Origin of the sequence: Nesterenkonia sp. PF2B19 (assembly GCF_001758425.2) — a bacterium.
GTDB lineage: Bacteria > Actinomycetota > Actinomycetes > Actinomycetales > Micrococcaceae > Nesterenkonia > Nesterenkonia aethiopica.
On record NZ_MDSS02000001.1, the window covers coordinates 47686 to 60213 of the forward strand.

The 12528-nt window shown below is 68.1% G+C and carries 11 protein-coding genes; 4 read left to right on the forward strand and 7 right to left on the reverse strand.

The window, feature by feature from the left end:
- Window position 1: 1 nt before the first annotated feature.
- Window positions 2-1129: a helix-hairpin-helix domain-containing protein gene (locus BCY76_RS18765; RefSeq protein ID WP_237089872.1), complete on the forward strand. Its 1128-nt coding sequence runs from the start codon at window positions 2-4 to the stop codon at window positions 1127-1129.
- Here the strand turns inward: BCY76_RS18765 and BCY76_RS00230 are convergent.
- Together BCY76_RS00230 and exaC are read right to left on the reverse strand one after the other, a co-directional pair.
- A complete protein-coding gene (locus BCY76_RS00230) occupies window positions 1054-1452 on the reverse strand; it encodes a DUF779 domain-containing protein (RefSeq protein ID WP_070159901.1) in 399 nt (132 codons plus the stop codon). The genes BCY76_RS18765 and BCY76_RS00230 overlap by 76 nt on opposite strands.
- 70 nt (window positions 1453-1522) lie before the next feature.
- Window positions 1523-3046 (reverse strand): acetaldehyde dehydrogenase ExaC, encoded by a 1524-nt coding sequence (gene exaC / locus BCY76_RS00235; RefSeq protein WP_070159902.1) that lies wholly within the window; start codon window positions 3044-3046, stop codon window positions 1523-1525.
- Window positions 3047-3349: 303 nt separating this feature from the next.
- Between exaC and BCY76_RS00240 the strand changes: the two genes are divergently transcribed.
- Both BCY76_RS00240 and adhP read left to right on the forward strand, forming a co-directional pair.
- The gene (locus tag BCY76_RS00240; RefSeq protein ID WP_070159904.1) at window positions 3350-4552 is read left to right on the forward strand and encodes a GAF domain-containing protein; all 1203 of its coding nucleotides are present in this window, start codon (window positions 3350-3352) and stop codon (window positions 4550-4552) included.
- Between the two features lie 110 nt (window positions 4553-4662).
- On the forward strand, window positions 4663-5694 hold the full coding sequence (gene adhP, locus BCY76_RS00245; RefSeq protein WP_085437027.1) for an alcohol dehydrogenase AdhP: 1032 nt from the start codon (window positions 4663-4665) through the stop codon (window positions 5692-5694).
- Window positions 5695-5718: 24 nt separating this feature from the next.
- On the opposite strand, the gene BCY76_RS00250 is transcribed toward adhP, so the two are convergent.
- From BCY76_RS00250 to BCY76_RS00270, 5 genes are all read right to left on the reverse strand, one after another.
- Window positions 5719-7341: a hypothetical protein gene (locus BCY76_RS00250; RefSeq protein ID WP_170922527.1), complete on the reverse strand. Its 1623-nt coding sequence runs from the start codon at window positions 7339-7341 to the stop codon at window positions 5719-5721.
- Window positions 7342-7373: 32 nt separating this feature from the next.
- On the reverse strand, window positions 7374-8009 hold the full coding sequence (locus BCY76_RS00255; protein ID WP_083277466.1) for an ABC transporter ATP-binding protein: 636 nt from the start codon (window positions 8007-8009) through the stop codon (window positions 7374-7376).
- A 67-nt stretch (window positions 8010-8076) separates the two neighbouring features.
- The gene (locus BCY76_RS00260) at window positions 8077-8475 is read right to left on the reverse strand and encodes a VOC family protein (RefSeq protein WP_070159908.1); all 399 of its coding nucleotides are present in this window, start codon (window positions 8473-8475) and stop codon (window positions 8077-8079) included.
- 70 nt (window positions 8476-8545) lie between these two features.
- Entirely contained in the window at window positions 8546-9535 is a 990-nt protein-coding gene (locus BCY76_RS00265; protein ID WP_237089873.1) for a heme o synthase, read from the reverse strand.
- Between the two features lie 150 nt (window positions 9536-9685).
- On the reverse strand, window positions 9686-11767 hold the full coding sequence (locus tag BCY76_RS00270) for a DNA gyrase/topoisomerase IV subunit B (protein ID WP_070159909.1): 2082 nt from the start codon (window positions 11765-11767) through the stop codon (window positions 9686-9688).
- A gap of 249 nt (window positions 11768-12016) precedes the next feature.
- Here BCY76_RS00270 and BCY76_RS00275 point away from each other — a divergent pair, with 249 nt between their 5' ends.
- Window positions 12017-12238: a DUF7455 domain-containing protein gene (locus tag BCY76_RS00275; RefSeq protein ID WP_070159911.1), complete on the forward strand. Its 222-nt coding sequence runs from the start codon at window positions 12017-12019 to the stop codon at window positions 12236-12238.
- Window positions 12239-12528: the final 290 nt, after the last annotated feature.

Genomic DNA, 12528 nt, shown 5'->3' on the forward strand with positions numbered 1-12528 from the left:
GGTGTGGGAGATCCTGGCAGGCTTCGGCTCCTTCGGATTCTGCAAGGCCCACGGGGCGGCGTTCGCCGTGCCCACTTTCGAGTCGGCCTGGCTGAAGACCCATCACCCGGCGGCCTTCCTGGCCGGGCTCTTCGAGCATGATCCGGGGATGTACCCGCTGCGGCTGCTGGTGGCTGAGGCCCGCCGCCTGGGTGTGCCGCTGCTGGGCATGGACGTCGACCGCTCCACCGAGCACTACGTGCTCGAGCCGACTCCGTCGCGGAGCCCCCGCGGGGAGCACACCCTGGGCATCCGCATGGCGCTGACCAGTCTCTCGGGCATCAGCGAGGCGGAGGTCCAGCGGATCGTGGAGGCCCAGCCCTTCGACTCCCTGGCGGACCTGCGGGACCGGGCCCGTCCGAAGCGCCCCACGTTGCGCGCGCTCGCCCAGGTGGGCGCGCTGGACTCTCTGATGCCCGGCGGTCGACGGCGCCGGGGCGATCTCGTCGCCTCCGTGGTCGAGCGCACCCGCACGGCGTCCTCCCCGAGGCGGCGCGAAGTGGTGGGGCAGCTGCCCCTGCCGATGGCCGACGTCGAGGTCTCCGCCCTGCCGCAGAAGCATCCGGAGCCGAGCCGGGAGGAGCTGATCAGCGATGAACTCCTGCTGACCAGCATCGACGTCACCGGTCATGTGATGGAGACCCATCGGCACACGATGGACCGTTTCGGTGTGACCCGGGCGGAGGACCTGCTGACGCTGCGCAGCGGCTCCACCGTCCGGGTGGCCGGCATCCGGGTGGCCACCCAGACGCCTCCGATGGCCAGCGGACGGCGGGTGGTGTTCATCAGCCTCGACGACGGCACCGGCTGTGCCGACGTCGCCTTCTTCGACGAGGCGCAGGGCAATGCCGGGGAGATCCTGTTCACCGCCCAGCTGATGCTGGTGGAGGGCACGATCCGCCGCACCGGGCCCCGGGCGGTGAACATCCAGGCCCACGAGGCGTGGGATCTGCGCCGCGAGGACCACGTGGAGCAGCTGTCCCGACGTCGCGCGCCGCAGGCCGCCCGCTCGACTCAGCCGGTCCGGACCGGCTCCAGATCCTCGGCCTCCTCATCGGTGAAGAGGCGGGAACGGATCATGAACCGATGACCGGTGGGCCCCTCGATGGAGAATCCTGCACCGCGGCCTGCGGTGACGTCGATCGTGATGTGGGTGTGCGACCAGTACTCGAACTGCGCCCGGGAGATCCACACCGGGACGGGTTCGCCCGTGCCGGCGTCGAGCTCTCCGAGCAGGACGTCCGACGATCCGGTCAGGAACGTCCCCTGCGTGTAACACATGGGGGCGGAGCCGTCGCAACAGCCACCGGACTGGTGGAACATCAGCGGCCTGCCGTGCTCCTGCCTCAGCCGTCGCAGCAACGCAGCGGCATCCTCGGTCACGCTGACCCGTGGGTACGCCATGGCCTTCATTCCCTTCTGGGCTCCGGCGGCGGCTCCCCCGTCCTGCAGGAGCCGCCACCGAGCGACGTCGCCCGGCGGCTCAGAAGAGCCCTGCCGCGCCTTCCGAGTAGCTGACCAACAGGTTCTTGGTCTGCTGATAGTGGGCGAGCATCATCGCATGGTTCTCGCGGCCGATGCCGGACTGCTTGTACCCGCCGAAGGCGGCGTGGGCCGGGTACTGGTGGTAGCAGTTCGTCCAGACGCGGCCGGCCTGGATCTCTCGGCCGGCTCGGTACGCGGTGTTCGCCTCGCGGGACCACACGCCGGCGCCGAGGCCGTAGAGGGTGTCGTTGGCGATCTCCATGGCGTCCTGGTAGCCGGAGAAGCCGGTCACCGAGACCACCGGGCCGAAGATCTCCTCCTGGAAGATCCGCATCGAGTTCTCGCCCCGGAAGATCGTCGGCTGCACGTAGTACCCCTCGGAGAGGTCTCCGCCCAGGTCCACCCGTTCGCCGCCGAGGAGCACCTCGGCGCCCTCCTGCTTGCCGATGTCGATGTAGGACAGGATCTTCTCCAGCTGGTCGTTCGAAGCCTGGGCCCCGATCATCGTGGAGGTGTCCAGGGGGTTTCCCTGGGTGACCTTCCGGGTCCGGGCGATCGCGTCGTCCAGGAAGCCCTCGATGATGGAGTCGTCGATCAGCGCACGCGACGGGCAGGTGCAGACCTCCCCCTGGTTCAGGGCGAACATCGTGAAGCCCTCGAGCGCCTTGTCGTAGAACGCGTCCTTCTCCCGGGCGACGTCGTCGAAGAAGATGTTGGGGCTCTTGCCGCCGAGCTCCAGGGTCACCGGGATCAGGTTCTGCGTGGCGTACTGCATGATGAGCCGGCCGGTGGTGGTCTCCCCGGTGAAGGCGATCTTCCGGATCCGGGGGCTGGAGGCCAGGGGCGCCCCAGCCTCCGCGCCGAAGCCGTTGACCACGTTGACCACGCCCTCCGGGAGCAGATCGGCGATGAGCTCCATCAGCACCAGGATGGAGGTCGGAGTCTGCTCGGCGGGCTTGAGCACGACCGCGTTGCCGGCGGCCAGGGCCGGGGCGAGCTTCCAGGTGGCCATCAACAGCGGGAAGTTCCAGGGGATGATCTGTCCGACGACCCCGAGCGGCTCGTGGAAGTGGTAGGCGACCGTGTCGCCGTCGAGCTCGGAGATGCCGCCCTCCTGTGCCCGGATCGCTGAGGCGAAGTAGCGGAAGTGGTCGACCACCAGCGGCAGGTCGGCCGCCAGGCACTCCCGCACAGGTTTGCCGTTGTCCCAGGTCTCGGCGACGGCCAGCATCTCCAGGTTCTCCTCGATGCGGTCGGCGACCCGGTTCAGGATCACGGCGCGCTCCGCCGCAGCAGTGCGGCCCCAGGCGGGTGCGGCCCGATGGGCGGCGTCGAGGGCCAGCTCGATGTCCTCGGCGTCGGACTGCGCGATCTCGGTGAAGGTCCGTCCGGTCACCGGTGAGGGGTTCTCGAAGTATCGGCCCTTCACGGGGGCGGTCCACGCTCCACCGATCCAGTTGTCGTAGCGGGCTTTGAAGGTCACCAGGCTCTCAGGACTGCCGGGCTGCGCGTAGACGGTCATCGGGACTCCTTCGTCGTGATGGTCAGTGACGTCGCTCACGACTGTGACCGTAGCTCCGCCGACGTTGCACCTTCGTTGCATGCCCGTCGAGTCATCACAGGGCGGGCCCTCAGCTCCGGCAGATGACGGCACCGCTGTGATGCTCGTCTCCTCTGCGTGGTCTATCCTGACCGCATCACGTGCACCATCGGAGCCGTCGTCGGATCGGTGTGCGACGGCCCTGCCGGCTGACGAGCATCTCGCGCAGGCCCCATCGGCGGCCCGAACCTCACCAGCCCATGTCCCACCACCACAGGAGGTCTCATGGGGCGAGAGCCCGTCCCCGATGATCCGCAGACCTGGTCTGTCCTGCCGCCGGTGCTGCGCGAGTCCTGGCTGCGTTCGGCGAGCTACCTCGACGACCCCGTGAGAGCCCAGGCGCCGATCGACCTGGACGAGGGCGACCTGAACACGCTGCGTCGCGAACATCCGCTCTCCGCAGCCATGCCGCTGCTGGACAGGCTGCTGGTCCAGCCCGCGAAGGACGCGGGTCTCGTCGTCGCCATCGGCGACGCCCAGGGGCGCCTCCTCTGGGTGGACGGTTCGCGCCAGGCGATGCGCCGGGCCGAGACCAGTGCCTTCCAGGCGGGCGCCAACTGGTCGGAGCGCGCCGTCGGCACCTCGGCTCCCGGCACTGCGCTGGCCACCGGACGGGCCGTCCAGGTGAATCAGGAGGAGCACTTCGTCCCTGCAGCCCACCAGTTCTCCTGCTCAGCCGCGCCGATCCGCTGCCCGCAGACCGGTGACCTGCTCGGCGTGGTGGACATCACCGGCGGTCCTGCAGCCGTGGAGACGCACGCGCTGCCGCTGGTGCTCGCTGCCATCACCGCGGCCCAGGGTGAGCTGCGCTCCCAGCCCCGATCCGCCCCACGGCTCAGATTCTCCGTGCTGGGCTCGGAGACCGGCACGGTCACGGCTGGAGCGTCGAGCTGGCGATTGAGTCTGCGTCACGCAGAGCTGCTGACCCTGCTGACCTGGGAGGAGTCATCGTCCTCCGGAGGCGGCGCCAGCGCTGCCCGTCTGGCCGAGGACATCTTCGGTGAGACGGGGCATGAGGTCGCCCTGCGCGCGGAGGTGACTCGGCTGAGGCGACTCCTTGTCGGCCTGCCGGGACACGCGGACCCGCCCAGGCTGAACTCTCGGCCGTACCGCCTGGATCCGCCGCCGTGGCTGGACGCCGTCGGTGTCGTCCATGCCCTCGCCGCCGGTGATCGCACCGCGGCGTTGGACCTGTACTCCGGGGAGCTGCTGCCTCGGTCCGAGGCGCCGGGGATCGTCAGGATCCGTTGGGAGCTCTCAGCGATGCTCCGAGAGTCCATCCTGCAGGACGGCTCCCCGTGGGAGATCTGTCGATATCTGCAGCTGCCGGAGGCGCGCGGTGACGGCGAGGTCCTCCGGGAGGCACTGCGCGTGTTGCCTCCGGACTCGCCGCAGCGAGCCCTGCTGATCGCCCGCTCGAACCTCTGAACGGCAGTGCTCGGCTCTGTGGAGCATTGGGCTGGTGCAACCTCACTGCAACGAGAATGTGACTAGCGTCACGGTCGTCATCGTTCATCGAACAGACGAGGAGCACGATCATGAGCACCATGACAGCAGCAGTCGTCGAGGAGTTCGGCGCAGAACTCACCGTCCGAGAGCACGAGCTGCCCGATCCCGGCCCGGGGCAGGCCCTGGTGCGGCTGCTCGCCTCAGGCGTCTGTCACACTGACCTGCACGCCGCCGAGGGTGATTGGCCGATCAAGCCGACGCCTCCGTTCATCCCCGGACACGAAGGCGTGGGCGTGGTGGAGAAGGTCGGGTCGGACGTCACGGACGTCGAGGTCGGGCAGACTGTGGGCAATGCCTGGCTGTGGAGCGCCTGCGGGTCCTGCGAGCACTGCCGCACCGGGTGGGAGACGCTCTGTGAGGAGCAGATCAACGGTGGATACTCCGTCGACGGATCCTTCGGGGAGTACATGATCGTCGACGCCCGCTTCGCCGCGGCGATTCCCGAGGGCGCGGATCCGTTCGAGGTCGCACCCGTGCTCTGTGCCGGCGTGACGGTCTACAAGGGACTGAAGATGACCGGAGTCCGGCCCGGCCAGTGGGTGGTGATCTCCGGGATCGGCGGCCTCGGGCACCTGGCGGTGCAGTATGCCGTGGCCATGGGGATGCGGGTCGTCGCCGTGGACATCGCCGACGACAAGCTGGCCCTGGCTTCCCGCCACGGGGCGGAGATCACCCTCAACGCGATGGGCTCCGATCCTGCCGAGGAGATCCATCGCCGCACCGGGGGCTCCCACGGAGTCCTGGTGACAGCGGTGCATCCGGATGCCTTCGGGCAGGCGATCTCGATGACGCGCCGCGGCGGAACCATCGTCTTCAACGGACTGCCGCCCGGGGAGTTCCCCGCGCCGATCTTCGACATCGTCCTCAAAGGGCTGACCATCAGAGGATCGATCGTCGGCACCCGCCAGGACATGGTCGAAGCTCTGGAGATCTATTCCCGCGGCAAGATCCACCCGACGGTCTCCACTCGGCCTCTGAGCGACATCAACGCGGTGTTCGACGAGATGCACCATGGAAAGATTGACGGCCGGGTGGTCATCGACTTCTCTCAGCGGGACTGACTTCTCTCAGCCGGACCGACCCGCTCAGCGGGACTCAGCCAGGAGAGGGGCCCCGAGGAGGGAGACCAGCGCGGCGACGGCGGCGAGGACCGCCGTCGCCGCCACCTGCGTCCACGGTTCGTGGATGAGCACGGCAAGGGCCCCCAGCATCGCTGCCGCGGTGAGGACACCGCGAATGCTACCGAGCAGCAGCAGCACCCCGGTGAGGTCCCCCACGGGAGTGGGGACGGGCGGGATCCCCAGCAGGGGTGCGTCGCGGGAAGTCACCTCCTGCAGCAGGCGACAGCTGAACATCACGACGACGGCGGCCACCGCCCAGCAGGCTCCCTGTGCTGCGGCTTCGAGGGAGGACCAGCCTCCTGCGCCGATGCCTCCCTCGTGCTCAGGCCACCAGAGGCCGGCGACGACGCAGCCGATCAGCACGCAGGGCGACGCGACGGCCACGGGCCACAGACCATGGCGCACCGTCAACTCGCGCCGGGACCAGCCGAAGAGCGGGGCGGCCTGCAGCTCCTCCTGCAGGCCGCGGAGCCCAGGACTGACTCCGGCGAGACCGGCGTCGAGCAGCAGACACAGGGCCAGCATCGCTGCGGTGCCAGAGACGACATCCTCACCGCCGTATCCGGTCGTCGGGCCGACGAGTCCTGCGACCATGCCGGCGGCCATCAGCAGCACGACGCTGCGCAGCGCCTGACCAGGATGCCGGAGGGAGGCTGCCGCATCCTGTCGCCACCCGACCGACACAGCGCTGAGCCGGCGATGCGTGGCCTTCTGCACTGAATGCCCCAGCCTCATGGGTGGGTGTCTCCGGGGAGGGGAACGCGTCGCCTCCGCGGCGCGGCGCAGATCTCCGCCTCCGGCCAGGAGCAACGCAGACTCGACGCGCTGCGCCTGAACCATGATCCTGGTGGTCGGCACCGAACTGAGGCCTGAGGGCAGTGCCCGATACATCACCCAGGCACATGCCGTCAGCGCCCCAGCCGCCGCCAGCAGCATCCAGTCAGCAGGCGTGGGCACCTGCCCTGTCGCCAGCAGCCCGTACCAGCCTCCGGTCGTGAGCAGTATTGTCGGGGACCACAGGGTCGCCGAACCCGAGAGCACCAGGATCAGGGCGACGATACCGGACGCGGCACCCGGGCCCACGCGCTGCCCGACAGCCCATGCCAAGCTCGCCTGCCCGCCGAGGACCACACTGGCCAGAACCACCAGCAGGGTCGGGCCCCCGGCGGCACCCTGTTCCAAGGATCCGCGGGAGGCGCTCAGGATGAGGCTGGCTGAGGTGATGCCGACGAGCAGCGTGCCCAGCGTCATGTTCCTGAGGGCGGCGCGCCCCAGCACCTGAGCGCGCGGTATTCCGGTGGCCATCAGGATGTGCGCGCTGAAGGGCGACATCAAGGCGGGGCCGCAGCGGATCCCGGCCCAGAGTCCGAGCGCCTGCACTGCGGAGGCGCCCAGGGCGACTCGATCAGCCCCGGCCCTGACGACACCGTGAAGCGGCTCCGCCAGCAGCTCTCCGAGGACCCAGAAAGCGGGGAGGACTCCGAAGACCACCAGGATCCCCCCGACGTACAGCGCCGGTCCTGTCCCGCCGTCACGGAGGAGGCCTCGCAGGACCAGTCGGGTGCGGCGCAGGCGGAGTCGATGCATCGCCTTCTCGTCCCTCTGCATCGCCCTGACGTTCATGGAGTCCGGTCTGCGGCCGCGAGGCAGATCCGGCGGTCGGCCTGCTCCAGGAGTCTGTGATCATGCGTCGCGACCACCACCGTGGTCCCAGCCTGCGCCCGGTGCTTCAGCAGGGCTCCGAGCTGAGTGATCCGCTCCTCGTCCAGATGGCGCTCCGGCTCATCGAGGAGCAGCAGGCTGGATGGGCGATGACAGGTGAGAGCGAGCATGACGAGCTGCAGCTCCCCGGCAGAGAGTTCATGGATGAAGCGCCCGGAGAGATGAGCGGCGTCCAGAGCGATCAGCTGGTCATCTGCTCCGGCCCACGGGTCCCGATCTGCCCACCAGGACGCACCCACCACGGCCAGCTGCTCCCGGACGGTGAGGTCCCGGGCCAGCGGAGGCGTATCGATGAAGGAGGCCACGGCTTCGCGGAATCGCCCACTGGTCTCATCGGGAGGTCGCCCGTCAACGAGGCAGAGGCCGGAGCTGAGGGGACGTCGGCCCGCGATCACCGAAAGGAGGGTCGACTTTCCTGAGCCGTTGGGGCCGCTCACTGCGCTGAGCAGACCTGCAGGCAGGTCCGCGTCAAGGGGTGCCAGCATCGTCACCCCACCGGCGGATACGGCGGCACGTCGGCAGAGGACATCCATCGAGGTCAGCGTACCAGCGCGCGTCAGCGAACGACGTCGACACGATCGGGGACCTCCAGGGGCGTGCTCACATGTCCCGGGATGAGAGCACGCAGAACTCGTTGCCCTCGGGGTCGGCCAGCACCGTCCAGGTGGCGTCGTCGCCCGCACCGACGTCGATGCGCCGCGCGCCCATGTCGATCAGCCGCCGGATCTCGGCGTCGCGGTCGTCACTGGTGTGCGGAGCGAAATCCCAGTGCAGCCGATTCTTGGTGGTCTTGGCATGTTCCACCGGGACGAACACCATGCCAGGCGGGACGTGATGGAACTCGAGGATCCTCACGAACTCGCGCGCCCAGGGCGGCAGCACGACCGCTTCTTCGTCCGTGGCGATCGCGACGTCCCAGCCGAGCGCCTCAGCCCACCACCGAGCGAGCGCGTGGTGGTCCTGGGCCTCGACCACGGTGGAGTACCAGCGCAGCGCCATCGTCGCCCCTCCTGCTCCTGCCGCTCCGATCGCCACCGACGGTTCATCCGTGGGCGGCCGGGAGCTCAGGTTAGCCCATGAGCGGGGCGCCGATGAAGGGATCGATGGCCAGTCCGATGAAGAGCAGCGTCAGGTACATGATGGACAGGTGGAAGACCTTCATGGCCTTCTTGTCGGTCACGGCTTCACGCTGAGCCTGACGGTGGAGCACATGGCACTCGTAGAGGAACCAGCCGCCGGAGACCGCGGCGAAGGCCGTGTACGTGATCCCGGCCCATCCCATGGGCACCAGCAGCAGGGAGCACACCACAGTGGCCCAGGCGTAGAGGACCACCTGGACGGAGACCGTCTTGGCCGTGGCCACGGCACCCAGCATGGGCACGTCCGCTGTCTGGTAGTCCGTCCGGTACTTCATGGACAGCGGCCAATAGTGAGGCGGAGTCCACAGGAAGATGATGAAGAACAGCACCAGCGCGGGCCATTCGACGGTCTCCCGGACGGCCGCCCACGCGATCAGCACGGGGAAGCACCCGGCGAGGCCGCCCCAGATGATGTTCTGCTCGGTCCGCCGCTTGAGCACCATCGTATAGATGACTACGTAGAAGAACATCGCCGCGGCGCCCAGTCCGGCGGCCATCGGATTCGCACCGAACCACAGGACCACGAGCGCGAGGACTCCCAACAGCGAGGCGAACACGAAGGCCTCGCGCGGACTGAGCTCGCCCGTGACGAGCGGGCGCTTCTTCGTCCGGTTCATGAGCTTGTCCATGTCCCGGTCGATGTAGCAGTTGAACGCTCCCGCCGAGCCAGCGGCGAACGCGCCTCCGACCATAGTGGAGAGCACCAGCCAGAAGTCGGGGAACCCCCGCTGGGCGAAGAACATCGTCGGCAGCGTGGTCACGAGCAGCAGCTCGATCACCCGCGGCTTCGTCAGCGACCAGTAGGCCGCGGCCTTGCGTCGCCACTGCGGCCGCGTCTCACCGGCCGGACGGCCCGGCGTCGGCGAGGGGGCGGTCTCACGGGGCGCGCCGGACACGGCGGCGGAAGAGTTCTGGGTCACGTCTGGGGCTCACAATGGGTCAAGGTGCAGTCGCGGTCAGAGGACAGTCTATCGCCAGAACTCGGCTGGTCGCGCTGTCACGCGCCAGTGAGGCAGAGTGTTTCGACACGTTGTAGAAGAGATGCTCCACCCTCACCGGCGACGGCGACCTCAGGCGTCGATGCGCTCCCGGTCCAGCGCCTTGGATCCCTCGATGATGAAGTCCTTGCGAGGTGCGACCACGGAGCCCATGAGCAGGTCGAAGACCCTTTCAGCGGCCTCAGCATCGGCGACGCGGATACGCCGCAGGGACCGATGAGCGGGGTCCATGGTCGTCTCGGAGAGCTGGTCGGCATCCATCTCACCGAGACCCTTGTACCGCTGGATCGGTTCCTTGTACCGGAGCCCTTCGTCCTCGAGCTGGGCGAGCAGCCGGTTCAGCTCCGTCTCCGAGTAGGTGTATCGGACCTCATTGGACCTGCGCCCCGCGTGGATGACCTCCACCCGGTGCAGCGGGGGCACGGCGGCGAACACCCGCCCTGCCTCGATCATGGGACGCATGTAGCGGAAGAACAGCGTCAGCAGCAGGGTGCGGATGTGCGCGCCGTCGACGTCGGCATCGGTCATCAGCACCACCTTGCCATAACGGGCGGCGTCCAGATCGAAGGTCCGGCCCGAGCCAGCACCGATGACCTGCAGCAGCGCCGCGCATTCGGTGTTGGAGAGCATGTCCGAGACCGAGGCCTTCTGGACGTTGAGGATCTTTCCTCGGATCGGCAGCAGCGCCTGATAGTCGGAGGAGCGCGCGAGCTTCGCGGTGCCGAGGGCGGAGTCTCCCTCCACGATGAACAGCTCGGTGTTCTCCACGCCCTTCGACCGGCATTCCACCAGCTTGGCCGGCATCGAGGAGTTCTCCAGGGCGTTCTTCCGGCGCTGGGTCTCCTTGTGCATCCGCGCGGAGATGCGCGACTTCATCTCCGAGACGACCTTCTCCAGCACGGCAGTGGACTGCTGCTTGTCACCCCGCTTCGTGGAGTTCAGCCGCTGTGCGAGCTGCTTCTCCACCACCTTGGAGACGATCTGGCGCGCCGCCGAGGTGCCGAGGATCTCCTTGGTCTGCCCCTCGAACTGCGGCTCGGCGATCCGCACGGTGACGACGGCGGTCAGTCCGGCCAGGACATCGTCCTTCTCGAGCTTGTCGTTCCCCGCCTTGAGGCGACGCGCGTTGGCCTCCACCGTCTTGCGGAAGGTCTTCAGCAGCGCCTGCTCGAAACCGGTCAGATGCGTCCCGCCCTTGGGGGTGGCGATGATGTTGACGAAGCTGCGCACCGTGGAGTCGTAGCCGATGCCCCAGCGCAGGGCGATGTCGACCTCGCAGTCCCGTTCCACGTCCTCCATGTGACTGCGGCCGTCCTCGCCGATCACCGGCACTCTCTCGGTGAAGCTGCCGTGGCCCTGGATCCGCCAGATGTCGGTCACTGCCGAGTCTGTGGAGAGGAAGTCCACGAACTCGCTGATGCCGCCGTCGTACTGGAAGACCTCTTCAGAAGGGGTCTCGCCGCGAAGGTCGCGCACCGTCAGCCGCAGACCGGGGATCAGGAAGGCGGTCTGTCGAGCGCGGTTGCTCAGCTCCTCATCGTCGAACCGCGCATCCGGGGTGAAGATGTGGCGATCGGCCCAATAGCGGATGGTCGTGCCGGTGGCTCCCCGCTTGGCCTTGCCGACGACCTCCACCGGGGACCCTTCTGCGGCAGGGCTGAACTCGGCATCCGGGTTCGCCGTCGATCCGGCGAATGTGCCGGGCTCGCCGCGCCGGAAGGACATCTGATGGACCTTGCCCCCGCGGGTGACTCGCGCATCGAGGCGCGCCGACAGCGCGTTGACCACCGAGGCCCCGACTCCGTGAAGGCCCCCGACGGCGTTGTAGGAGCCGCCTCCGAACTTTCCTCCGGCATGAAGCTTGGTGAAGACCACTTCGAGGCCCGAGAGGCCGGTGCGCGGCTCGACGTCGACAGGAATGCCTCGGCCGTCGTCGGTGACCTCCACGGAGTCGTCCGGATGGAGCGTGACGGTGATGGTGGAGGCGTACCCTGCCAGCGCCTCATCCACAGAGTTGTCGATGATCTCCCACAGACAGTGCATGAGGCCGCGCGAATCCGTGGAGCCGATGTACATGCCGGGGCGCTTGCGGACCGCCTCCAGGCCCTCGAGCACCGACAGGTGTCGAGCGTCGTACTCGGATCTCTTCGCCACGGATCTCCTCCTGGTGGACTCTGATGGGACGCCGTCAGGGCGTCCCGTTCGGGCACAGTCAAAGCCACCGTATCGGGCTTGAGCGTGCAACTTCGGCAGAACCGCCGCAGACCCTGGGATCCGCGGAAACACAGCGAATCACGCGTACGCGGTGAGCGAAAGATCGCCGAAACGGGCGCCGAGGGCGAATGAATCGGCCCTCGACGTGGTTGTATGGGTACCTACAATTCACGTGAGGAGGCGAAGAGCATGACCGGCACGACTGGGACACTCGAAGCACACACGAACACTCTGACTGCCCTCGACCGCTGTGACCGCTGTGGAGCACAGGCCTACGTGCGCGCGGTCCTGACCTCCGGCGCCGGTGATCTGCTCTTCTGCGTGCACCATGCTCGACAGGTTCAGGACAGCCTGCGGCCGAAGACCTCCGAGTGGGTCGACGAGTCGGAGCGACTCGCCCAGGCTCGATGAGACGCCGAGCGACGAGCTGACGGCAGGCGTCGCACGGCATCATCCGTGGACGCCATGAGTCGACTTCAGACGAAGGGCCCGGGGGATCTCCCTCCGGGCCCTTCGTCATGCTCGCGTCGGGCGGTGTCCGGTGTTGGGGTGGGCGACACATGCCCGCAACGTCACAGGGCTGGAAGACATGTGCTCGAACGACATATGGCCGGTGGGCGACGGAGCAGTCCGTCGTCCACCGGCCATATGCGTGACGTCGAGTCGAGCTCGACGCTGACGGGCCTGTCAAGCCGGAGGTC